The organism is Streptomyces sp. NBRC 110028 (genome assembly GCF_001417735.1).
Lineage (GTDB): Bacteria > Actinomycetota > Actinomycetes > Streptomycetales > Streptomycetaceae > Streptomyces.
The window spans coordinates 126891-150513 of record NZ_BBUZ01000036.1 but is presented as its reverse complement, the minus strand read 5'-3'; the positions used below and the strand labels follow the sequence as shown (position 1 = coordinate 150513).

Sequence of the window (23623 nt, the reverse complement as noted above, 5' to 3'; positions counted from 1 at the left end):
TGGGGGTCCGGGGAGAGGCCGGGGCGGTGCGTACGAGCCGCCCCGGCCAGACCCGTCAGACCTCTTCGACGCTGCTCGGCTCGCGCCGCGACAGGTCGATGCCGAGCTCCTCCGCAGCGCGGAAGACGTCCTCGTCGGTGTCGCGCATCTCGATGGACATGCCGTCGCTGGACAGCACCTCCACGTTGAGGCACAGGGACTGCATCTCCTTGATGAGCACCTTGAAGGACTCGGGGATGCCGGGCTCGGGGATGTTCTCGCCCTTGACGATGGCCTCGTAGACCTTCACACGGCCGGTGACGTCGTCGGACTTGATGGTCAGCAGCTCCTGGAGGGCGTACGCGGCGCCGTAAGCCTCCAGCGCCCACACCTCCATCTCTCCGAAGCGCTGGCCACCGAACTGAGCCTTACCGCCCAGCGGCTGCTGGGTGATCATCGAGTACGGGCCGGTGGACCGGGCGTGCAGCTTGTCGTCCACCAGGTGGTGCAGCTTGAGGATGTACATGAAGCCGACCGAGATCGGGTCCGGGAACGGCTCGCCGGAGCGGCCGTCGAAGAGCCGGGCCTTGCCGGAGGACTGGACCAGGCGGTCCCCGTCGCGGTTCGGGATCGTCGCCTCGAAGAGACCGGCGATCTCGTCCTCACGGGCACCGTCGAAGACCGGGGTCGCGACGTTGGTGCCGGGCTGGACCTCGTCCGCGCCGATCGCCTGCAGCCGCTGCATCCACTCCTCGGAGCCCTCGACCTTCCAGCCGCGGGAGGCCAGCCAGCCGAGGTGGATCTCCAGCACCTGTCCCGGGTTCATTCGGGACGGCACACCGAGGGGGTTGAGGATGATGTCGACCGGGGTGCCGTCCTCCAGGAACGGCATGTCCTCGACCGGCAGGATCTTCGAGATGACGCCCTTGTTGCCGTGGCGGCCGGCGAGCTTGTCACCGTCGGTGATCTTGCGCTTCTGCGCGACGTAGACGCGGACCAGCTGGTTCACGCCGGGCGGCAGCTCGTCGCCCTCCTCGCGGTCGAAGACGCGGACGCCGATGACCTTGCCGATCTCGCCGTGCGGCACCTTCAGCGAGGTGTCACGGACCTCACGGGCCTTCTCACCGAAGATCGCGCGCAGCAGGCGCTCCTCCGGGGTCAGCTCGGTCTCACCCTTCGGGGTGACCTTGCCGACCAGGATGTCGCCGGCGACGACCTCGGCACCGATGCGGATGATGCCGCGCTCGTCGAGGTCGGCCAGGACCTCCTCGGAGACGTTCGGGATGTCCCGGGTGATCTCCTCGGGGCCGAGCTTGGTGTCCCGGGCGTCGACCTCGTGCTCCTCGATGTGGATCGAGGAGAGGACGTCGTCCTGCACCAGCCGCTGGCTGAGGATGATCGCGTCCTCGTAGTTGTGGCCCTCCCACGGCATGAACGCGACGAGCAGGTTCTTGCCGAGCGCCATCTCGCCGTCCTCGGTGGACGGGCCGTCGGCCAGCACCTGACCGGTGATGACGCGGGCGCCCTCGTCCACGACGACCTTCTGGTTGAAGGACGTGCCCTGGTTGGAGCGGGAGAACTTGGCCACCCGGTAGGTGGTGTAGGTGCCGTCGTCGTTGGCCACCGTCACGTAGTCGGCGGAGACCTCCTGGACGACACCGTCCTTCTCGGCCTTGATGACGTCACCGGCGTCGACCGCGCAGCGGTACTCCATACCGGTGCCGACCAGCGGGGACTCCGCCTTGATCAGCGGCACGGCCTGACGCATCATGTTCGAGCCCATGAGCGCGCGGTTGGCGTCGTCGTGCTCGAGGAAGGGGATCATGGCGGTCGCGACCGACACCATCTGGCGCGGCGAGACGTCCATGTAGTCGACCTCGGAGCCGGGCACGTAGTCGACCTCGCCGCCACGGCGGCGGACCAGGACGCGGTTCTCGGCGTAGGTGTTGTCCTCGGCCAGCGGCGCGTTCGCCTGGGCGATGACGAAGCGGTCTTCCTCATCGGCGGTGAGGAAGTCCACCTTGTCGGTGACGACACCCTCGTGGACCTTGCGGTACGGGGTCTCGACGAAGCCGAACGCGTTGACCCGGCCGTACGAGGCGAGCGAGCCGATCAGACCGATGTTCGGCCCTTCCGGCGTCTCGATCGGGCACATGCGGCCGTAGTGCGAGGGGTGCACGTCACGGACCTCGAAGCCGGCCCGCTCACGGCTCAGACCACCCGGGCCCAGCGCCGACAGACGGCGCTTGTGGGTCAGACCCGACAGCGGGTTGGTCTGGTCCATGAACTGCGACAGCTGGCTGGTGCCGAAGAACTCCTTGATGGAGGCGACGACCGGCCGGATGTTGATCAGGGTCTGCGGCGTGATCGCCTCGACGTCCTGGGTGGTCATCCGCTCGCGGACGACGCGCTCCATACGGGCCAGACCGGTGCGGACCTGGTTCTGGATCAGCTCGCCGACGTTCCGCAGGCGGCGGTTGCCGAAGTGGTCGATGTCGTCGGTCTCGACGACGATCATGTCGCCGGCCTCGCCGACCGTCTCGGTCTCCCCGGCGTGCAGCTTGACCAGGTACTTGATGGTCGCGATGACATCGTCGGTGGTCAGCACGCCGGCGTCGAGGGGGGCGTCCGCGCCGAGCTTCTTGTTGACCTTGTACCGACCGACCTTGGCGAGGTCGTAGCGCTTGGGGTTGAAGTACAGGTTCTCCAGCAGCGTCTGGGCGGCCTCACGCGTCGGCGGCTCGCCCGGGCGCAGCTTGCGGTAGATGTCGAGCAGCGCGTCGTCCTGGCCCTGGGTGTGGTCCTTCTCCAGGGTGGCGCGCATGGACTCGTACTCGCCGAACTCCTCGAGGATCTGCTCGGTGGTCCAGCCGAGCGCCTTGAGCAGGACGGTGACGGACTGCTTGCGCTTGCGGTCGATGCGGACACCGACCATGTCGCGCTTGTCGATCTCCATCTCCAGCCAGGCACCCCGGGACGGGATGATCTTGGCCGAGAAGATGTCCTTGTCGGACGTCTTGTCGATGGAGGAGTCGAAGTACACACCCGGCGAGCGGACCAGCTGCGAGACGACGACACGCTCGGTGCCGTTGATGCAGAAGGTGCCCTTCGGGGTCATGAGCGGGAAGTCGCCCATGAAGACCGTCTGGGACTTGATCTCCCCGGTCTCGTTGTTGGTGAACTCGGCGGTGACGAAGAGCGGCGCGGCGTACGTGAAGTCGCGCTCCTTGCACTCGTCGATCGAGTTCTTCGGCGGCTCGAAGCGGTGATCACGGAAGGTCAGGGACATCGACCCGGAAAAGTCCTCGATCGGGGAGATCTCCTCGAAGATCTCTTCCAGACCGGACTTGGTGGGGACGTCCTGACCGCTGTCCAGCGCAGCCTCGACGCGAGCCTTCCAGGCGGCATTGCCGAGCAGCCAATCGAAGCTCTCGGTCTGCAGTGCAAGGAGGTTCGGAACCTCGAGCGGTTCCTGGATCTTCGCAAAGGAGATGCGCAGCGGGGCGGTGCTGGCGCCGTTGTTCGTATTGGCAGTCGAGGCGTTGCGCGAGGCGGCCAAGAGGGGGTCCTTCCGAGGGCTCGGACTCACTACGCGCGTACCGGTCCCACCGCGAACCCATGGACGAAATCCCTGGTCAGGGCGTTTTCATCGGCAGTGCTCAAAGGTGGGTATGCCCCTGGTGACGGGCAGGGAGCAGCTAACAGGCAGCGCAAAGGGTCAGTGTAGCCACTTGGCACACTGATGTCCAGCGCCGAGTTTCTGAGACCGGCAGTGCCAATCTCTCCCTCCGGTGAGGGGCGCGCCCCTCGTTGTCCTTCACACGCCTGTCCGGCAGTCATCGCGCTTCGCCAACGCATATCGATACTGCCCGCTTCGCCGGCGATCCATGCCTCGGACTTACGGATCGGTGTGACGTCGCGTCCCGAGAATTGCGCGCTGCGTGCCGTTCGTCAAGGCCCCCCACTCCGGCGAGATCGTCACAGGGCGTGGCGACGGGCAACGAAGATCACCATACCTGCCGGAACCGGAAAGTCAGCGTAGCCGTCCCAAGAACACCGAAGGGCGACCACCCCAACGGGTGATCGCCCTCACGGCACAGCGGGTCATCCGACCCGTGAGATCACTTGACCTCGACCGAGGCGCCGGCGCCCTTGAGGGACTCGGCGGCCTTCTCCGCGGCCTCCTTGTTGACCTTCTCCAGGACCGGCTTCGGGGTGCCGTCGACGAGGTCCTTGGCCTCCTTCAGACCCAGGGAGGTCAGCTCACGCACGACCTTGATGACCTGGATCTTCTTGTCGCCGGCGCCGGTGAGGATGACGTCGAACTCGTCCTTCTCCTCCTCGGCCTCGGCGGCGGCCGGGGCACCCGGGGCACCGGCGGCGACGACGGCGGCCGGGGCGGCGGCGGTGACGTCGAACTTCTCCTCGAAGGCCTTCACGAACTCGGAGAGCTCGATGAGGGTCATCTCCTCGAACTGCGCGAGCAGGTCGTCCTGGCTGAGCTTCGCCATGATGGCGGTCCTTCCACTAGTTCGGCAGGTGCCGGATGAAAATGGGGGCGGGCTTCTTCCGGGCCCGCTGCGACCGGGGCCGAGTTACTCGGCGGCCTCGGCCTCGGCGGGAGCCGGCTCGCCGGCACCGCCCTGCTCGACCTTGCTCCGAAGCGCCTCCGCGGTGCGGATGAACTTCGACAGCGGGGCCTGGAAGAGCGCGGCAGCCTGGGACTGCTTGCCCTTCATGGCGCCCGCCAGCTTGGAGAGCAGCACCTCGCGGGACTCGAGGTCCGCGAGCTTCTTGATCTCGTCGGCGGACAGCGCCTTGCCATCAAGGACACCGCCCTTGATGACGAGAGCGGGGTTGTCCTTGGCGAAGTCACGGAGACCCTTCGCCGCCTCGACCGGGTCACCGGTCACGAAGGCGACGGCCGACGAACCTGTGAACAGGTCGTCGATCTGGTTGATCCCGGCCTCGTTGGCCGCGATCTTGGTCAGCGTGTTCTTCACCACACGGTACTGGGCGTTCTCACCGAGCGAACGGCGCAGCTCCTTGAGCTGTGCGACGGTGAGACCGGTGTACGCGGTCACAACGGCGCCGTTCGAGGTGCGGAACTTCTCCCGCATCTCGTCGACGGCGTCGACCTTGTCGGGACTCGCCATGAGCCTCGGCCTCCTTCCGGGTGATGAGGACCGCATCGGCCTGAAGGAAGGAGACTGAACAACACGAAAACGCCCCGGCGCAGGCGCTCGGGGCGTGACTCGACCGCACGGACCCTCGGCCCGTTCGGGAGTGCTACCACAGTCACCTGCGCGGGTCGTCCGCAGCTAGCGGATCCTTCAGCCGCCGTGATCCCCTTGCGGAGACACAGCGACAACCAGCGGTCTTTGGCTTCTGCAGCAGATTACGCGAACGGGCCGCGCCCGGGCAAATCAGCTACGGCTGGGACCCCTGCTGCAGCTTCTGGAAGTCCATCGTCTGCGAGGCCGGCGGCTCCTCGACGGTGACCTTGGTGCCGTAGTCCGAGTAGTAGACCGTCGAATCGGTGACGCCTGTCTTGCTCTTGGCCTGCTCGCGCTTCTTGACCAGCAGGTTCTTGTCGTCGATCCACAGGTCGACGGTCTCGCTGTCCGCCCCGGACTGCTTGAGCTGCTTCTCCAGGGCGTCCAGCTCGGACTGGCTCAGCCCCTTGGACTGCGCCCGGGCCATCTCCGAGACCTTGACCACGCCCGTGTAGTGGGTGGTCCCCACGCCCCGGACGTCCTCCGAGCCGACCTTCTTGACCTGGCCCGTGGCGAGGAGGAGCTGCACCGAACGCGACGGGTTGTTGTTCTGCATCTGGTCCTTGAGGTACGCGCCGGAGGGGCCGCCCTGCTTGGCGAGCAGATCGTAGTCGTACTTGATCCACTCCTTGCCCTGGGCCGGGATCCCCATCGCGGCCGCGTTCATGAACATCGCGTCGGGCGTGTAGCGCACGTTGACGGGCTTGTCGCCGCCCGGGGAGGAGGCGGCACCGGCACCGCCCTTCGACGTCATCTGCATGTCGGCGCGCATGCCGTCGGACCAGTCCATCGCGCCGGTCATGTCGCTGTTCGCGAGCGGGCTCTTGATGGTGCCGTCGATCTTCGCGGAGTGCTGCTGGTCCGTGCGCTGCGAGGCGAGCTTCAGGGCCGCCAGCGGGCTGCCCACCGACTGGCCGCCGCTGTCACCCTTGCCGCCCGCCTTGCCGCCGTCGGACGTGTCGCTCCCGCACGCGGTGAGCCCGGCCATCAGAACAACGCCACAGGCCGCGATCACGCATCGCACGCCCACATGAGTACCGCGCACGGTTCCCCCTTATTTTTCTTTTACGACTGTCGGTAGAACCCTATCCAGGGCCTCCGACAGCAACGCGCCGGGCCCCCGCCTCTCTTCACGAGACGCGGGGGCCCGGCGGTTCCGGTCAGGGAAGGGCTCAGACGGCCTCGTCCTCGACCAGCAGGTTGCGGGTGCGGTTGGCGTCCAGCGGGATGCCGGGGCCCATCGTCGTGCTCAGGCTCGCCTTCTTGATGTAGCGGCCCTTCGCGGCGGACGGCTTGAGACGGTTGATCTCCTCGAGCGCCGCCGCGTAGTTCTCCACCAGCTGCGTCTCACCGAACGACACCTTGCCGATGATGAAGTGCAGGTTGGAGTGCTTGTCGACGCGGAACTCGATCTTGCCGCCCTTGATGTCCGTGACGGCCTTGGCCACATCCGGGGTGACGGTGCCGGTCTTCGGGTTCGGCATCAGACCACGCGGACCGAGCACCCGGCCCAGGCGGCCGACCTTGCCCATGAGGTCCGGGGTGGCGACGACGGCGTCGAAGTCCAGGCGGCCCTTGGACACCTCGTCGATGAGCTCGTCGGAGCCGACGATGTCGGCGCCGGCGGCCTCCGCGGCCGCAGCACGGTCACCGGTCGCGAAGACCAGGACCCGGGCGGTCTTACCGGTGCCGTGCGGCAGGTTCACGGTGCCGCGGACCATCTGGTCGGCCTTGCGCGGGTCGACGCCCAGGCGCATGGCGACCTCGACGGTCGCGTCGAACTTGCTCGGGGAGGTGTCCTTCGCCAGGCGGACGGCCTCGAGCGGGGCGTACACGCGCTCCCGGTCGATCTTGGCGTCCGCAGCGCGGAGGGACTTGCTGCGCTTGCTCAACTCTGCTCCAGATGTCTGAGTTCGGAGTCGTGGTCCGGACCGCGCATTGGCCCTGCCACGGTGGTGCTACGGGGTGGCTGTCAGCCCTCGACCGTGATGCCCATGGAACGGGCGGTGCCGGCGATGATCTTCTCGGCGGCGTCCAGGTCGTTGGCGTTCAGGTCGGGCATCTTGGTGGTGGCGATGTCGCGGACCTGGTCGCGGGTGATCTTGGCGACCTTGGTCTTGTGCGGCTCGCCGGAGCCCTTCTCCACGCCCGCGGCCTTGAGGATCAGCTTCGCGGCCGGCGGAGTCTTGGTGATGAAGGTGAAGGAACGGTCCTCGTAGACCGTGATCTCCACCGGCACGACCATGCCGCGCTGCGACTCGGTCGCGGCGTTGTAGGCCTTGCAGAACTCCATGATGTTGACGCCGTGCTGACCCAGCGCGGGGCCGACCGGCGGGGCCGGGTTCGCGGCGCCGGCCTGGATCTGGAGCTTGATCAGCCCCGTGACCTTCTTCTTCTTGGGAGGCATGCTCTCTCCGGGTCCTAGTGAGAGGTGGTCCGCCCCCACTCCGGGTCATCCGGATGGAGGCATACCGCACAACGATAACGGGTATGGATGCGCGGCCTGAAACCGAGCAGGTCAGACCGGCCCCGAGGGGGCCTGTCTGACCTGTCGGAAGGGTGTGGAAGAAGGGGTCAGTTCTTCTGGATCTGGTCGAAGCTCAGCTCGACCGGGGTCTCCCGGCCGAAGATCTCGACCAGGCCCTTGACCTTCTTCGAGTCGGCGTTGATCTCGTTGATCGTGGCCTGCAGCGTGGCGAACGGGCCGTCGGTGACCGTGACCGAGTCGCCCACCTCGAAGTCCAGCACCTGGACCTCGACCTTGCGGCTGGGCGCCGGGGCGCCGCCCTCCTCGGCGGCGGCCTTGGCGGCCTTCTCCTCGGCCTCCGGGGCGAGCATCTTGACGATCTCGTCCAGGGTCAGCGGGTACGGGTCGTAGGCGTTGCCCACGAAGCCGGTGACGCCCGGGGTGTTCCGCACGACGCCCCAGGACTCGTTCGTCAGGTCCATGCGCACCAGCACATAGCCGGGGAGCTTGTTCTGACGGACGTTCTTGCGCTCGCCGTTCTTGATCTGGACGATCTCTTCTTCGGGGACCTCGGCCTGGTAGATGAAGTCCTCGACGTTCAGCGAGACGGCACGCTGCTCCAGGTTGGCCTTCACGCGCTTCTCGTAGCCCGCGTAGGTGTGGATCACGTACCACTCGCCGGGCAGCCCGCGCAGCTCTTCACGGAGGGCCTCGACCGGGTCGACCTCGACCTCGGCCTCCTCGACCTCCTCGGCCTCCTCGGCCTCGACGTCCTCAGCGGTCTCGGCGACCGCCTCGGCCTCGTCCTCGACGTGGATCGCGGCCGTCTCGGCGGGCTCGCCCGCGGCGGCGTCGGCGGCTTCAGCCTGGTCGGAGTCCGCCGCCTCGACGATGTCGAGCTCGTCCTCACGGGACTCGACGGGCTCGGCGGCGTCGTTCAGGTTCGGGTCAGACACGGTGGCTGCTTCTTCCTGGCTTCAAGGGGTGGAACGTGCGAAAGGACGCTGCCGGGAAACGGGCCGCCCTCCGCGGGATCTCAGCCAAAGACGTACTTGATGGCGTTGTTGAACCCATAGTCAATCACGGTCACGATGCCGATCATGATCAGCACGAAGACGATCACCACGCTGGTGTACGTCGACAGCTGATTGCGCGTGGGCCACACGACCTTGCGCAGCTCGGCGACGATCTGGCGGTAGAACAGCGCGAGCCGGCCGAAGGGCCCCTTCTTCGCACGCTTGCCACCACGGCGGCCCTTCTTGGTCGCCACCTCGTCCTCGTCGGGACGACCGCTCTCAGGCGTCGCGGTGGAGCCAAGGGCTTCCGTCACTCGTCCTCACCTGAATCCGGGTCGTGGCCGTGCCGCGTCCGGCCCGGCCGCACAGCGGTGCTTGTCCTTGCGTACGCATGCACGCACCCTGACCATCAAGTGCGTGTAGCAGGGCCGGAGGGACTTGAACCCCCAACCGCTGGTTTTGGAGACCAGTGCTCTACCAATTGAGCTACGACCCTTTGCGGCAACCCCCAACCTACCGCATCCATCCCGCTGCACGGAGTGTGCGGGGCGGATACGTCTGTTGAGCGGCCAACGACGGTTGAGTGTACGTGCTTGACGGCCGGGCGTCGAACGAGAAGCGCCCGTGCCCTCCACGGAGTCTCCGCGGAGTCCCGGCAGGAGTCTGGTGTGAGTCTCGTTAAACCTGTGTACCGCCCTTTTCCCCGGTCTGCGACGATGCATCCATGACCGCTGCTACTCCCCCTGCACAGTCCCCGACCGACCGGCGGGTGTCGGCCCGGATCGGTTCCATCTCCGAGTCCGCGACCCTCGCCGTCGACGCCAAGGCCAAGGCCCTCAAGGCCGCCGGCCGACCGGTGATCGGCTTCGGCGCCGGTGAGCCGGACTTCCCGACGCCCGACTACGTCGTCGAGGCGGCGGTGGCGGCTTGCCGTGATCCCAGGTTCCACCGCTACACCCCGGCCGGCGGGCTCCCCGAGCTGAAGGCCGCCATCGCCGCCAAGACCCTGCGCGACAGCGGTTACGAGGTCGAGGCGGCCCAGATCCTGGTGACCAACGGCGGCAAGCAGGCGATCTACGAGGCGTTCGCCGCGATCGTCGACCCGGGCGACGAGGTCATCGTCCCCGCGCCGTACTGGACCACCTACCCGGAGTCGATCCGGCTGGCCGGCGGTGTCCCGGTGGACGTGGTCGCGGACGAGACGACCGGCTACCGGGTCTCCGTCGAGCAGCTGGAGGCCGCCCGCACCGAGCGCACCAAGGTGCTGGTCTTCGTCTCGCCGTCCAACCCGACCGGCGCGGTCTACAGCCGCGAGCAGATCGAGGAGATCGGCCGCTGGGCCGCCGAGCACGGGCTGTGGGTGCTCACCGACGAGATCTACGAGCACCTGGTCTACGGCGACGCGACGTTCCACTCGCTGCCGGTGGTGGTGCCCGAGCTGCGCGACAAGTGCGTCGTGGTCAACGGTGTCGCCAAGACGTACGCGATGACCGGCTGGCGGGTCGGCTGGATCATCGGCCCCAAGGACGTGGTGAAGGCCGCGACCAACCTGCAGTCGCACGCCACCTCCAATGTGAGCAATGTCGCGCAGGCCGCCGCCCTGGCCGCCGTCTCCGGCGACCTCGACGCCGTCGCGACGATGCGCGAGGCGTTCGACCGCCGGCGCCGCACCATCGTGCGCATGCTCAACGAGATCGACGGCATCGAGTGCCCGGAGCCGGAGGGCGCGTTCTACGCCTACCCGTCGGCGAAGGGGCTGCTGGGCAAGGAGATCCGCGGCAAGCGGCCGCGGACCACCGTCGAACTGGCCGCGCTGATCCTTGAGGAGGCCGAGGTCGCCGTGGTGCCGGGTGAGGCGTTCGGCACACCGGGCTATCTGCGGCTGTCCTACGCGCTGGGCGACGAGGACCTGGTCGAGGGCGTCTCGCGGATCCAGAAGCTGCTGGCGGAGGCCCGCGCCTGAGCGGTTTTCCCCTTGAGAGCGGGCGTCCGGCCACGGCCGGGCGCCCGCTGTCGTCCTTGACCCGTATTCCTGTGCGGGCAAGCCCACGTTCGGTGAAAGCGGTACCGGCGGGTCCGGACGTGCGGCAAAATCTGCAGATGGCACGCGATGTACATCTGCTCCCCAAGGCGCATCTGCATCTCCACTTCACCGGCTCCATGCGCCCCGGCACGCTCCTCGAACTCGCCGACAAGTACGGCGTCCATCTGCCCGAGGCGCTGAGCGGCGGTGAGCCACCGAGACTGCGGGCCACCGACGAGCGCGGCTGGTTCCGCTTCCAGCGGCTGTACGACATCGCGCGGTCCTGTCTGCGGGAGCCCGACGACATCCGGCGGCTGGTGCGCGAGACCGCCGAGGAGGACGTCGCGGACGGCTCCGGGTGGCTGGAGATCCAGGTCGACCCCACCTCGTACGCCCCGCGCCTGGGCGGGCTGATCCCGGCGCTGGAGATCATCCTGGACGCCGTCGACGCGGCCTCCCGGGACACCGGGCTCGGCATACGGGTCCTGGTCGCCGCGAACCGGATGAAGCACCCCCTGGAGGCGCGCACCCTGGCCCGGCTCGCGGTGCGCTTCGCGGACCGCGGGGTGGTCGGCTTCGGGCTCTCCAACGACGAGCGGCGCGGTTTCGCCCGCGACTTCGACCGCGCCTTCGCCATCGCTCGGGACGGCGGACTGCTCGCCGCCCCGCACGGCGGCGAGTTGTCCGGGCCCGGCAGCGTCCGCGACTGCCTGGACGACCTCGTGGCCGCCCGGGTGGGGCACGGGGTGCGCGCGGCCGAGGACCCGCGGCTGCTCGCCCGGCTGGCCGACCGCGGGGTGACCTGCGAGGTGTGCCCGTCCTCCAACGTCGCGCTCGGGGTCTACGAGAAGCCCGAGGACGTACCGCTGCGCACCCTGTACGAGGCCGGGGTGCCGATGGCGCTGGGCGCCGACGACCCGCTGCTGTTCGGGTCCCGGCTGGCCGCCCAGTACCAGCTGGCGCGCGAGCACCACGGCTTCACCGACGAGGAACTGGCCGAGCTGGCACGGCAGTCGGTACGGGGGTCGGCGGCGCCGGAGGACGTACGGCGGCGGCTGCTGGCGGGGATCGACGACTGGCTGGCGTAGCCAGTTCCGAAATTTCGGAGGTGGGCTACAGGCTCACGCCCACCGTCACCGGCTCGTTGACCAGCGTGACGCCGAACGCCTCCTCGACCCCGGCCACCACCTCGCGGGCCAGCGCCAGCAGGTCCTCGGTGGTGGCCTCGCCGCGGTTGGTGAGCGCGAGGGTGTGCTTGGTGGAGATGCGGGCCGGGCCGCTGCCGTAGCCCTTGGTGAAGCCCGCCTTGTCGATCAGCCAGGCGGCGGAGGTCTTGATCCGCCCCTCCCCCGCCGGGAAGGCGGGCGGGGCGGTGTCCGCGCCGAGGCGGTCGGCGACGCGGGCCAGGAAGGCTTCGTACGCGCTCTCGGTCAGCACCGGGTTGGTGAAGAAGGACCCGGCGGACCAGGTGTCGTGGTCGTCGGGGTCGAGCACCATGCCCTTGCCCGCGCGCAGGGACAGCACGGTCCGGCGGGCGGTGTCGGCGGGCACCCGGTCGCCCACCTCGACGCCGAGCACCCGGGCGGTCTCGGCGTACTTGATGGGCGCGGACAGCCCGTCCGCGTCCTCCAGTTCGAAGCGGACCCGCAGGACGACGTGGCGGTCCGGCTCCGCCTTGAAGCGGCTGTGGCGGTAGGAGAAGGCGCAGTCGGCGGCGGGGATCGTCACCACGGCGTCGGCGCGGCGGTCGTAGGCGACGACCTCGCTGAGGGTGGCGGAGACCTCCTGGCCGTACGCCCCGACGTTCTGTATCGGGGTCGCGCCGGCGGAGCCGGGGATTCCGGCCAGGCACTCGACACCGGCGAGACCCGCCTCGACCGTACGGGCCACGGCGTCGGACCAGTTCTCGCCGGCGGCCAGCTCCAGCCGGGTGCCGTCCAGGGTGAAGCCGCTGGTCGCGATGTGCAGGGCGATGCCCTCGAAGCCCTTGTCGGCGATGACCAGGTTGCTGCCGCCGCCGATCAGCAGCAGCGGGGTGCCGGTGGCGTCGGCCTCGCGGACCGCGGCGATCACCTCGTCGTCGGTGGTGGCCGTGATCAGCCGGGTGGCCGGGCCGCCGAGGCGGAAGGTGGTGAGGGGGGCGAGGGGGGCGTCATGGAGTTCCTGCACGCGCTCAAGAGTACGGGGGCGCCCCCGGCGCGATGCCGGGGGCGGGCGGAGTCCTCGTGCGTCAGGCGAGGCGGACGACGGCGCGGGCCATGCCCAGCACCTTCTGGCCCTCGCTGGTCGCCGTGAGGTCCACCCGGACCGTACGGGCCTCGTCGTCCAGCTTGGCGGCGACCTTGGCGGCGACCTCGATGATCGCGCCCTTGTCGTCGTTCGGGACGACGACCGGCTTGGTGAAGCGCACGCCGTAGTCGGCGATGGCCCCGGGGTCGCCGATCCAGTCGGTCACCACGCGGATCGCCTCGGCCATGGTGAACATGCCGTGCGCGATGACGTCGGGGAGGCCGACCTCCTTGGCGAACTTCTCGTTCCAGTGGATCGGGTTGAAGTCGCCCGACGCGCCGGCGTACCGGATCAGGTCGGCGCGGTTCACCGGGAAGGTCCGCCCGGGCAGTTCGGTGCCGACCTCGACGGCGTCGTACGAGACCTTGGCGGTCATCTGCGGTCCTCCCCTTCGGCGGCGCGCGCCACCAGTTTCGTCATCGCCGTCACCACGTGCTCACCCGCGGCGTCGCGCACCTCACCGCTGATGAGGATCACATCGTTGCCCGCGAGCGACTTGATGTCGTCGATCCTGGTGGTGACGGTGAGGCGGTCGGCCGCCACGATGGGCCGGGTGTACGTGAACTTCTGGTCGCCGTGCACCACCCGGTTGAAGTCCAGGCCCAGCTGCGGGTCGCCGACGACCAGGTGCCGCGCGGCCTTGAAGGTGATCGCGAAGACGAACGTGGGCGGGGCGATCACATCGGAGTGGCCGAGCGCCTTGGCCGCCTCGGGATCGGTGTAGACCGGGTTGGTCTCGCCGATCGACTCGGCGAATTCGCGGATCTTCTCCCTGCCGACCTCATACGGGTCGGTGGGCGGATAGGTCCGCCCGACGAAAGACGGATCAAGCGCCATCGCCTCGGCACCTCCTGCTGTTGACGACTAACGAAACGAGGCCACCCCCGCTAGTGGGGGCGGCCTCGAATGAGAGTTTATTGCTATCGCGTCTCGCGGTGCGCGGTGTGCGCGTTGCAACGCGGGCAATGCTTCTTGATCTCCAGACGATCCGGGTCATTACGCCGGTTCTTCTTGGTGATGTAGTTCCGCTCCTTGCACTCCACGCAGGCCAGCGTGATCTTCGGGCGGACGTCGGTGGCAGCCACGTGAGTGCTCCTTGACGAACGGATGGGACAGAACGCATTAAAGAGTAGCCGACCGGAGGACCGACCCCACAATCGGCTACTGTGTGTAGCGGTGACCGGACTTGAACCGGTGACACAGCGATTATGAGCCGCTTGCTCTACCGACTGAGCTACACCGCTTCGATGCGATTCGTGCCCCGCCCGGCCGGAGCCGAACGGGATACCTCACACATCAGAGCCCCAATACGGAATCGAACCGTAGACCTTCTCCTTACCATGGAGACGCTCTGCCGACTGAGCTATTGGGGCGAGCGATGAAGACATTACACGCTCGGCCGCCGAAGGTGAAATCCGTATCGGCCTGAGGCCACCGTGGGTGACACACGCTCCTCACGCACCACACCGGTACGACTATTCGGCTCCTCCGCGGCGCCGCCCCCACCGCGTCCTAGGCTCGGCTCACCCCGCGTGATCTGGAGTGCGATGCCCGAGAGCCAGCCGCCCGAGAGCCACCAGCAGCAGCCCTCCGGCAACGACGGCGGGACGGCCCCCGGGGCCGCCGCGCTGGTCCTCGGCGGCGCCCGGCTCGCCGACGGCCGCACGGTGGACGTGCGGCTCGGCGGCGGGCGGATCGAGGCGGTCGGCACCGTCGGCAGCCTGGTCCCCGGGCCGCGGCTCGACCTCGGCGGCTATCTGCTGCTCCCCGCCCCCGCCGAGCCGCACGCCCACTGCGACACCGCCCTGACGGCCGACATCGCGGGCCCCGTCCCGTACGCCCCCGCGGACGTCCAGCGCCGCACCACCGAGGCCGCCCTGCTGCACCTGGGCCACGGGGCGACCGCCGTGCGCACCCATGTGCGGATCGGCGGGGTGCACGGTCTGCGCTCGCTGGCGGCCGTCCTGGAGGCCCGGCGCAGCCTCCGCGGGCTCATCGACCTCGGCGCGGTCGCCGTACCGCGGGTGCTGACCGGGGCCGCCGGGGCGGACGGACTCGCGATGCTGCGGGACGCCGTACGGATGGGCGCCTGCGCCATCGGCGGCTGCCCCGACCTCGACCCCGACCCGACCGGCCACGCCGAGGCCGTCCTCGACCTCGCCGCCCGCACCGGCTGCGCCGTCGACCTCCACACGGACGGTGACGACCCGGCCCGGCTCGCCCGGCTCGCCGCGATGGCCGGGGGCCTGCGGCCCGGCGTCACCATCGGCCCCTGCGGCGGGCTGGCCCGGCTGCCCCGTGACGTCGTGGCGCGGGCCGCCGACCGGCTCGCGGCGGCGGGCGTCACCGTGGTCTGCCTGCCCCAGGGCGACTGCGTCGGGCGGGAGGACCGGGGCGAGCAGGGGGCGCGCGTGGCCGGGTGTGCGCCGGTGCGGCTGCTGCGGGCCGCGGGCGTCCGGGTCGCCGCCGGGAGCGGCGCCCTGCGCGACACCGTCAACCCCGTGGGCCGTGGCGATCCGCTGGAGGCCGCCTATCTGCTGGCCTCGCGGGGCGAGCTGGGCCCCGCGGAGGCCTACGACACGGTATGCGCCCGGGCCCGGGCCGCGCTGGGGCTCCCCGAGGTGCGGGTGGAGGCCGGGTTCCCCGCCGAGCTGCTGGCCGTGCGGGGCGACGGGCTCGCGGGTGTGCTGTCGCTCGCGTACAGCCGGGTCGTGGTCCACGACGGCCGGGTGGTCGCCCGTACCAGCGCCGTACGGGAGTACTGCGACTCCGCCGCCGCGGTCGCCCTCGACCTCCCCCGCCAGTCCCGGCCCGCGTCCCGGCCCGCGCCGCCGCCGTCGCCGCCCGCGGACGGCGACGGGCAGTCGTAGCCCGACCGGCGTACGGTCGGGATCATGCGCATTGTCATCGCTGGTGGACATGGACAGATCGCGCTGCGGCTGGAGCGGCTGCTCTCCGCGCGCGGAGACGAAGTGGCGGGCATCATCCGCAAGCCGGAGCAGGCGGGCGACCTGCTGGCGGCCGGCGCCGAACCGGTCGTCTGCGATCTCGAATCGGCCTCCGTGGACGATGTGGCCAAGCACCTGGAGGGCGCCGACGCCGCGGTCTTCGCCGCCGGTGCGGGCCCCGGCAGCGGGGCCGCCCGCAAGGAGACCGTCGACCGCGCCGCCTCCGTGCTCTTCGCGGATGCCGCCGAGCGGGCGGGCGTACGGCGGTTCGTCACCGTCTCCGCGATGGGCGCCGACCGCGAGCCCGCGCCCGGCACGGACCCGGTCTTCGCCGCCTACCTGCGCGCGAAGGGCGCCGCGGACGACGACATCCGGGCCCGATCCGCCCTCGACTGGACCGTGCTCCGCCCCGGCCGCCTCACCGACGCCCCCGGTACGGGCCTGGTGACCCTGGCCGAGCACACCGGCCGGGACGAGGTGACCCGCGACGACGTGGCCGCCGTCCTGGCCGCCCTCCTCGACGAACCCCGCACGGCGGGCCGCACCCTGGAGCTCCTGGGCGGCACCACACCGGTGACGGCCGCGGTGCGCGCGATCGCCGACGGCGGCTGACGGGGGCGGGGCGGGCCCGTCGGCGGCCGCGTACCGGAGACGTGAGCAGCGGGGTCCGGGGCGGGGATGCCCCGGCCCCCAGCCCCTCCGGCGTTTGAGAAGCGGGGTCCAGGGCGGGGAGGGGAAGGCCTCCGCGCCGTCAGACCCGGCGCCAGCGGGCCATGGCGAAGGAGAAGACGCCGAACAGCGCCAGCCCCGCCGCTACGGCGACCAGCAGCCAGGGGCCGGCGGAGGTCGCGGCGAAGGTGCGGAGGGTGTCGTCGACGCCCTTGGCCCGGTCCGGGTCGTACCGTACGGCGGCCGAGACGGCGAAGCCGCCCGCCGCCGCGAAGACGGCGCCGCGCGCCACGCCGCCGCATACGCCGAGCGCCTCGACGGCGCGCTCGGCCCGGCGGGGTATCGCGGAGAGCGCGAGGTGCTTGCGGAAGGTGCGCCTCAGGGCCCGTACGGCGATCCAGACCCCGGCGGCGGCGACCACCGCGCCGCCGATGCCGACCAGCCACCGTCCCTCGGGCAGGGTGAGGGCGCGGGCCGTGACGTCCTGGGACTGGCGGTCGCTGGAGCCGCTGCCCTGTTCCCCGGCCGCGAAGGCGAGGACGGAGTAGGCGGCGAAGGCGTAGAAGACGGCGCGGGCCGCGCCGGCGAGCCGTTTGGCCGCCTTGCGGCCGTCCGGTCCGGCGGCTCCGAAGACCGCCTCGGACAGCCGCCACAGGGCCATGCAGACCAGTCCGAGGCCGACGGCCCAGACCAGGGCCCGGCCGAACGGCTGGTGGGCGAGCACCTGGAGGGCACCGCTCCGGTCGGCCTGTTTGCCGCCGTCGCCGAAGGCGATGCGCAGGGCGAGGATGCCGACGAGCAGGTAGAGGACGCCGCGGGCGGTGAGGCCGCCGCGAGCCGCGGCCTCGATGGCCCGGTGCGGGGCGCGGGCGCGGGATGCCGGGCCCAGTCCATGTGCGATCGACGACGCGTTCACCGTTTTCCTCCTGATGTCCGTACCCGGCCGCTGGTGCGGCGTTTGCCCCGGACGGCCGGGCGGAAACGGGGCCGGCCGTCTCTTGTTGCCTGAGGCGATCACCTCTACCCTGCATCTGACGGACCGTCAGATTACGCGGGGAGATGACGCCATGACGGGCGAGACGACCGGCGCGACCGAGCTGCCCATGGTCATCAGCGTGGACGACCATGTGATCGAGCCCGCTCATCTCTTCGAGACCTGGCTTCCGGCCAAGTACCGCGACCGCGGGCCGAAGCCGCTCACGGCCGGGATCGGGGAACTGGCGTACATCGGGGGCAAATACCGCATCACGACCGACCCGGACGGTCCGCTCACGGACTGGTGGGAGTACGAGGGCGGCCTGTTTCCGTACAAGCGGATCATCGCGGCCGTCGGGTTCTCCCGGGACGAGATGACCCTGGAGGGCATCACCCGCGAGCAGATGCGGCGGGGGTGCTGGGACCCCGGGGCCCGGGTCGCGGACATGGAGATGAACCATGTCGAGGCGTCGCTGTGCTTCCCCACCTTCCCCCGCTTCTGCGGCCAGACCTTCGCCGAGGCCGACGACAAGGAGGTCGGGCTGGCCTGTGTGCGGGCGTACAACGACTGGATGGTCGAGGAGTGGTGCGGCGACAGCGGCGGGCGGCTGATCCCGCTGTGCCTGATCCCGCTGTGGGACGTGGAGCTGGCCGTACGGGAGATCCGCCGGAACGCGGCGCGGGGCGTGCGCGCGGTGACCTTCAGCGAGATCCCCACCTACCTCGGCCTGCCCAGCATCCACAGCGGCTACTGGGACCCGTTCTTCGCCGAGTGCGAGGCGACGGGGACGGTCGTGTGCATGCACATCGGCTCGTCCTCGCAGATGCCCGCCGCCTCCCCCGACGCCCCGCCCGCCGTGCAGGCGGCGTTGAGCTTCAACAACGCCATGGCCTCGATGACGGACTTCCTCTTCAGCGGCGTCCTGGTACGGTTCCCGCGGCTGAAGCTGGCGTACGCCGAGGGCCAGATGGGCTGGATCCCGTACGCCCTGGAGCGCGCGGACGACGTCTGGGAGGAGCACCGGGCGTGGGGCGGGGTCCGGGATCTCGTCCCCGAGCCGCCGTCCATGTACTACTACCGGCAGATCTTCTGCTGCTTCTTCCGCGACCGGCACGGCGTCGCTTCGCTCGACACGGTCGGCGTGGACAACGCCACCTTCGAGACCGACTACCCGCACGTGGACTCCACCTGGCCGCACACCGAGCGGGTCGCGGCCGAGCACGTCGCGGGGCTGCCGCCGGAGACCACGTACAAGATCCTGCGCGGCAACGCGATCCGGATGCTGGAGCTGGACTTCGACAAGGACCGGGCTGTGTAACGAAACAGCATCCGGTTTCGGCCATCATGGCGCGAATCCCGGTCGCCCCCTTGCCTATCGGCGGCGGCGGTCATGGGATCAGTGCATGTCTGAGCGTCGGCCAGCCGTGAAGTACCCGCCGAGTGACGCCCCGCCGCGTCACTCGGCCGAGTCGTCCTGTGCCCGTGCGCACAGGGCGTCGGGCGCCGCGCCGCCGCCGCGCCGGAACAAGTGCCTCCGCGTCCCACGGCGTTCGGCGCCGGTCCCTCCCCACGCGGGGACCGGTGCCGAACGGTGGGGCGGTGCCGATCCGCACTCCCCCCGTTTGGGTGCGGATCGCGGGAGGGTCGGTTCGGTGGACGACGCGGCGGCGGCCAGGAGTCCGAGCCGCCTGTCCGGCCGGGCGCCGCGATCGTGTGCGCTGTTGCTCTGTGATCCTGCCAGTTGTGCCGTCCGCCGAGGAGGTTCCGGTTGCGGACCGCGGCCTTCGTCGCAGGTCATCCGTATAAAGTGAGTTTTCCGGTCCGGAGATCCAGGCGCGGGGGAAGTAAGGAGTGGAGACCTTGAGTTCCGACTCAGGGGTACGCACGGCCTTCGCGGAACGTCTCGCGCTGCTGTACCGGGAGGCGGGCAACCCGCCCCTGAAGAGCGTGGCGGAGGCGGTCGTCCGGCTTCAGCGGGTCGACGAGCGGGGGCGGCCCGTACGGGTGTCCGCTCAGCGGATCAGCGACTGGCGGCGCGCCAAGAACGTACCCGCCCAGTTCGCGGCCCTCGCGGCGGTGCTGCACGTCCTGATCCCCGACGCCCGGCGGCTTCGCCCCGCACCGGTGTCGACCGGCCTGTACGACATGGCCCAGTGGCAGCGCCTGTGGGAGCGCGCGGTGGCCGACCCGGTCGGCGAGCGCCCCCCGGCGGCCGTGGACGAGGAGGAGAAACCGGCGGCCGACGCCCCGGCCGTGCCCGGCGCGGTGTGCCCCTACCGGGGGCTGGCCGCGTACCGGCAGCAGGACGCCCGGTGGTTCTTCGGCCGGGAGCGGAGCACCGAAGCACTCGTCACCCAGCTGCGCGCGACGGAGAGGACCGGCGGCCTGGTCATGCTCGTGGGCGCCTCGGGGGCGGGGAAGTCCTCCCTGCTGAACGCCGGGCTGGTGCCCGCCCTGGAGAAGGGCGCCCTGGGCGACGGGGACGGGCGGGGGCGCGCGGTGCTCCAGCTGGCCCCGGGCCCCGATCCGCTCGCGGAGCTGACCCGCCGGATACCCCGGCTCGCGGACGTCGTCCGCACCAAGGCGCCCGGCACGCCGCGTTTCGCCCGCGCGGTGCGGGAGGCCGTCACGGCGTGGGCGGAGGAGACCTCCGCGAAGGCCCGGCCGGTCGTCATCGTGGACCAGTTCGAGGAGGCGTTCACCCTCGGCACCGACGAGACGGCCCGGCGTACGTTCATCCAGCTGCTGCACGCCGCGTGCTCACCCGCCGGCACCGGCGACCCGGCCCCCGTCCTCGTCGTCCTCGGCATCCGCGCCGACTTCTACGAGCAGTGCCTGGCCTACCCCGAACTGGCCGACGCGCTGCAGCACCGCCACATGGTGCTCGGCCCGCTGACCGTCGCCGAACTGCGCGAGGCGGTGACCGGCCCGGCCAAGGCCGTGGGCCTGGAACTCGAACCGGGTCTCGCCGAGCTGATCGTGCGGGAGGTGAGCGCCGACGGACCCGGCGGCACCCATGACGCGGGGGTGCTGCCGCTGCTCTCCCACGCCCTGCTGGCCACCTGGCAGCGCCGCAAGGCGGGACGGCTGACCCTGGCCGGCTACCGCGCGGCGGGCGGCATCCAGGGGGCGGTGGCCGCGACGGCCGAGCGGGCCTGGTCCGGCCTCGACCCGGCGGCGCGCACCGCCGCCCGGCTGCTGCTCCTGCGGCTGGTGCGGCTGGGCGAGGACACCCAGGCCACCCGCAGGCGGGGGACGCGGCGCCAGCTGTCGGAGGAGTCGACGGAGCCCGGCAAGACGCAGGAATCGCTCGAGGCGCTGGTCCGCGCCCGCCTGGTGACCCTCGACGCGGAGACCGTGGAGATCACCCACGAGGCGCTGCTGCACGCCTGGCCGCGGCTGCGCGACTGGATCGACGAGGGCCGGAACGACCATCTGCTGCGCCAGCGCCTGGAGGAGGACGGCAGATCCTGGGAGGGCATGGGCCGCGATCCGTCGCTGCTGTACCGGGGCTCCCGTCTGGAGCAGGCCCACACCTGGGCGAAGTCCGCCGGTGACACCCTGCTGACCCGCAGCGCGGTGGAGTTCCTGGCCGCCTCGGTGCGGCTGCGCAGGCGCACGATCTGGCTCAGCCGGGGCGCGGTGGCGGCGCTGGTCGTCCTGGCGATGGTGGCCGTCGGCTCGGCGGTGGTGGCGTGGCAGCAGCGGGACGACGCGGTGTTCGAGCAGGTGGTCACCGAAGCCGACCGCTTCCAGTACCGGGACCCTTCGCTGTCCGCCCAGCTCGCCCTGGTGGCGCACCGGCTGCGGCCGGACGACGAGGGTACGCGGAACCGGCTGATCTCGATCGTGAACGCGCCGCTGGCCACCCCGCTGCTCGGCCACACCGGCGCCGTCTACCTCACCTCGTTCAGCCCGGACGGGCGGCTTCTGGCCACCGCCAGCTACGACCGGACCGTCCGGCTCTGGGACACCCGCGACCCGACCCGCCCCACACCGCTCGGCAAGCCGCTGACCGGCCACACCAGCTGGGTGAGCAGCGCCGTCTTCAGCCCGGACGGCCACACCCTCGCCAGCGCGGGCGACGACGGCACGGTGCGCCTGTGGGACGTGACGGATCCCCGTCATCCGCGGTCGCTCGGCAAGCCCCTGTCCGGCCATGACGGCACGATCTACCTGATCACCTTCAGCCCGGACGGGAAGACCCTGGCCGCCGCCACCGACAACCGCCGGGTCCGCCTGTGGGGCGTGGGCGACCGACGGCGGCCAAAGCCGCTCGGCTCGCTGACCGGCCCCACCGCCGCCGTGCGCTCCGTCGCGTTCAGCCCCGACGGGCGGACGCTGGCGGGCGGGGGCGACGACGGCAGGATCCGGCTGTGGAACATGGCCGATCCGCGCCGTCCGAAGCGGATCGGCAAGGCGCTGACCGGCCATACGGACCTGATCCACTCCGTGGCGTTCAGCCCGGACGGCAAAACCCTCGCCAGCGGCGCCGCGGACAACACCATCCGGCTGTGGGACGTCGGCGATCCCCGGCACGTGGAGGGGCTGGGCTCGCCGCTCACCGGCCACTCGGGGCCCATCTGGTCCGTGGCCTTCAGCCCGGACGGCAACATGCTCGCCGCCGCCAGCCAGGACAGCACGGCGAGCCTGTGGAACGTCCAGGATCCGGCGTATCCGTCGCAGGTCGGCGAGCCGCTGGCCGGAAGCAGCGGCGAGATGTACGCCCTCGGCTTCAGCCCCGACGGCCGGACGCTGGCCACCGGGACCGGTGACAACACCGTCCGCCTGTGGTCGATCCCGACGTCGGACATGATCGGCCGGGTCGGGGCGTTCCGCCCGGACGGGAAGGTGCTCGCCACGGCGGCGCGCGACGAGAAGGTCCGGATGTGGAACGTCGCGAAGCCGGGGCGGCCGGTGCCGATGGGCGAACCGTTCAGCATGGGGAAGGGTTCGGTGCGGGAGCCGACGTTCTCCCCCGACGGCCGCGTCTTCGCGGCGATGACCGGGGGCGCCACGGTGCGGCTGTGGAACGTCGCCGACCCGGCCCGGCCCGTCCCCGCCGGGCCCCCCATCGACCTGCGGACCCGGTTCGCGGGCGCGCTGGCCTTCAGCCCGGACGGGCGCACGCTGGCCACCGTGTACGACGACCGCACCATCCGGCTGTGGGACGTCGGCGATCCGACCCACGTCCGTCCGCTCGGCCCGCCGCTCACCGGCCACAAGGGCTACGTCAACGCCCTCCTCTTCAGCCCGGACGGCCGCACGCTCGCCAGCGGCAGCGCGGACAACACCATCCGGCTGTGGAACGTGGCCGACCGGCGCCGTGTCGAGCGGCTGGGCGCGCCGCTCACCGGCCACCTCGGCCCCATCAACGCGCTCGCCTACAGCCCGGACGGCCGCACGCTGGCCAGCGGCAGCGACGACACCACGGTCCGGCTCTGGAACGTCACCCGTCCCGGCGAGGCGACCCGGCTGGGCCGCCCGCTCACCGGCCACACCGACTCGATCGTGTCGCTGACGCTCAGCCGGGACGGCACCCTGGCGAGCGGCGGCAACGACAACGCGGTCCGGATCTGGGACATCAGCGTCCCGTCCAAGGCCGCTCCCATCGGCCAGTCGATGAGCCCCAACGCCAAGACCGGCAATTTCCTGTCGTTCAGCCCCCAGAGCCGGATGCTCGGGGTGTCGACCGGCGCCGACACCATCCGGCTGTGGGACCTGGACGTGACCAAGGCCATCCGTCGCGTCTGCTCGATGACCCGGGGCGTCCTGACGGCGGAGAACTGGCACGACTATCTGCCCCGGATGTCGTACGAGCCCCCGTGCGGACGCTGAGGAAAGGCGCCCTCCGTGCGTGATCACGATCACAACTCCGTGTTCATTCCGACCAGTCGGCACCCGGACGCGCCCAGTCGCGTTACGCTTGGGAACAGCCCGATCGCTGGTGCATCCCCCGTCGCCAGCGATCGGGCGTTTG

At 70.6% G+C, this 23623-nt stretch carries 19 protein-coding genes and 3 tRNA genes; 6 read left to right on the top strand and 16 right to left on the bottom strand.

The genetic code is table 11. The features are described from left to right. Positions 1–55: 55 nt before the first annotated feature. The 9 genes from rpoB to ASC60_RS28995 form a co-directional block, all read right to left on the bottom strand. Positions 56–3538 carry a DNA-directed RNA polymerase subunit beta gene (rpoB, locus tag ASC60_RS29035; RefSeq protein WP_055556074.1) on the bottom strand — a complete coding sequence of 1161 codons (3483 nt, stop codon included), beginning with the start codon at positions 3536–3538 and terminating at the stop codon, positions 56–58. A gap of 562 nt (positions 3539–4100) precedes the next feature. Continuing rightward, positions 4101–4490, bottom strand: a complete 390-nt coding sequence (gene rplL / locus ASC60_RS29030; protein ID WP_055556073.1) for a 50S ribosomal protein L7/L12 — start codon at positions 4488–4490, stop codon at positions 4101–4103. 84 nt (positions 4491–4574) lie between these two features. Next, positions 4575–5135 carry a 50S ribosomal protein L10 gene (gene rplJ, locus ASC60_RS29025; protein ID WP_055556071.1) on the bottom strand — a complete coding sequence of 187 codons (561 nt, stop codon included), beginning with the start codon at positions 5133–5135 and terminating at the stop codon, positions 4575–4577. 274 nt (positions 5136–5409) lie between these two features. Then, on the bottom strand, positions 5410–6243 hold the full coding sequence (locus tag ASC60_RS29020) for a hypothetical protein (protein ID WP_055556069.1): 834 nt from the start codon (positions 6241–6243) through the stop codon (positions 5410–5412). Positions 6244–6427: 184 nt separating this feature from the next. Continuing rightward, positions 6428–7147, bottom strand: a complete 720-nt coding sequence (gene rplA / locus ASC60_RS29015) for a 50S ribosomal protein L1 (RefSeq protein ID WP_055556067.1) — start codon at positions 7145–7147, stop codon at positions 6428–6430. Between the two features lie 80 nt (positions 7148–7227). Further along, entirely contained in the window at positions 7228–7662 is a 435-nt protein-coding gene (rplK, locus tag ASC60_RS29010) for a 50S ribosomal protein L11 (protein WP_009715899.1), read from the bottom strand. A gap of 167 nt (positions 7663–7829) precedes the next feature. Beyond that, complete coding sequence (gene nusG, locus ASC60_RS29005) at positions 7830–8678, bottom strand: transcription termination/antitermination protein NusG (protein ID WP_055556065.1); 849 nt, start codon at positions 8676–8678, stop codon at positions 7830–7832. Positions 8679–8758: 80 nt separating this feature from the next. Beyond that, positions 8759–9052 (bottom strand): preprotein translocase subunit SecE, encoded by a 294-nt coding sequence (secE, locus tag ASC60_RS29000; RefSeq protein ID WP_055556063.1) that lies wholly within the window; start codon positions 9050–9052, stop codon positions 8759–8761. A gap of 109 nt (positions 9053–9161) precedes the next feature. After that, positions 9162–9234: transfer RNA gene (locus ASC60_RS28995), tRNA-Trp, on the bottom strand. A gap of 228 nt (positions 9235–9462) precedes the next feature. On the opposite strand from ASC60_RS28995, the gene ASC60_RS28990 reads away from it, so the two are divergent. Both ASC60_RS28990 and ASC60_RS28985 read left to right on the top strand, forming a co-directional pair. Further along, positions 9463–10701: a pyridoxal phosphate-dependent aminotransferase gene (locus ASC60_RS28990; RefSeq protein WP_055556058.1), complete on the top strand. Its 1239-nt coding sequence runs from the start codon at positions 9463–9465 to the stop codon at positions 10699–10701. A gap of 137 nt (positions 10702–10838) precedes the next feature. Continuing rightward, complete coding sequence (locus ASC60_RS28985; RefSeq protein ID WP_055556057.1) at positions 10839–11849, top strand: adenosine deaminase; 1011 nt, start codon at positions 10839–10841, stop codon at positions 11847–11849. Between the two features lie 25 nt (positions 11850–11874). Here ASC60_RS28985 and ASC60_RS28980 read toward each other — a convergent pair whose 3' ends face one another. The 6 genes from ASC60_RS28980 to ASC60_RS28955 form a co-directional block, all read right to left on the bottom strand. Beyond that, complete coding sequence (locus tag ASC60_RS28980; RefSeq protein ID WP_055556056.1) at positions 11875–12930, bottom strand: UDP-N-acetylmuramate dehydrogenase; 1056 nt, start codon at positions 12928–12930, stop codon at positions 11875–11877. 61 nt (positions 12931–12991) lie between these two features. After that, positions 12992–13426, bottom strand: coding sequence for a MaoC family dehydratase (locus ASC60_RS28975; RefSeq protein WP_055556055.1), 435 nt, complete (start codon positions 13424–13426; stop codon positions 12992–12994). Next, positions 13423–13887, bottom strand: coding sequence for a MaoC family dehydratase N-terminal domain-containing protein (locus tag ASC60_RS28970; RefSeq protein WP_055556054.1), 465 nt, complete (start codon positions 13885–13887; stop codon positions 13423–13425). Before ASC60_RS28970 ends, ASC60_RS28975 begins: the two co-directional genes overlap by 4 nt. An 83-nt stretch (positions 13888–13970) precedes the next feature. Next, positions 13971–14135 carry a 50S ribosomal protein L33 gene (gene rpmG, locus ASC60_RS28965; RefSeq protein ID WP_009715907.1) on the bottom strand — a complete coding sequence of 55 codons (165 nt, stop codon included), beginning with the start codon at positions 14133–14135 and terminating at the stop codon, positions 13971–13973. Positions 14136–14221: 86 nt separating this feature from the next. Continuing rightward, a tRNA-Met gene (locus ASC60_RS28960) sits at positions 14222–14294 on the bottom strand. 56 nt (positions 14295–14350) lie between these two features. Continuing rightward, a tRNA-Thr gene (locus ASC60_RS28955) sits at positions 14351–14423 on the bottom strand. Between the two features lie 174 nt (positions 14424–14597). Here ASC60_RS28955 and ASC60_RS28950 point away from each other — a divergent pair. Both ASC60_RS28950 and ASC60_RS28945 read left to right on the top strand, forming a co-directional pair. Beyond that, positions 14598–15920, top strand: a complete 1323-nt coding sequence (locus ASC60_RS28950) for a hydrolase (protein WP_055556052.1) — start codon at positions 14598–14600, stop codon at positions 15918–15920. 24 nt (positions 15921–15944) lie between these two features. Continuing rightward, positions 15945–16610 carry an SDR family oxidoreductase gene (locus ASC60_RS28945; RefSeq protein ID WP_055556050.1) on the top strand — a complete coding sequence of 222 codons (666 nt, stop codon included), beginning with the start codon at positions 15945–15947 and terminating at the stop codon, positions 16608–16610. A gap of 139 nt (positions 16611–16749) precedes the next feature. Here ASC60_RS28945 and ASC60_RS28940 read toward each other — a convergent pair whose 3' ends face one another. Further along, complete coding sequence (locus ASC60_RS28940; RefSeq protein ID WP_055556048.1) at positions 16750–17583, bottom strand: DUF1206 domain-containing protein; 834 nt, start codon at positions 17581–17583, stop codon at positions 16750–16752. Between the two features lie 151 nt (positions 17584–17734). On the opposite strand from ASC60_RS28940, the gene ASC60_RS28935 reads away from it, so the two are divergent. Then, complete coding sequence (locus ASC60_RS28935; RefSeq protein ID WP_055556046.1) at positions 17735–18961, top strand: amidohydrolase family protein; 1227 nt, start codon at positions 17735–17737, stop codon at positions 18959–18961. A 533-nt stretch (positions 18962–19494) separates the two neighbouring features. After that, on the top strand, positions 19495–23481 hold the full coding sequence (locus ASC60_RS28930) for a hypothetical protein (RefSeq protein ID WP_055556045.1): 3987 nt from the start codon (positions 19495–19497) through the stop codon (positions 23479–23481). Positions 23482–23623 lie beyond the last annotated feature (142 nt).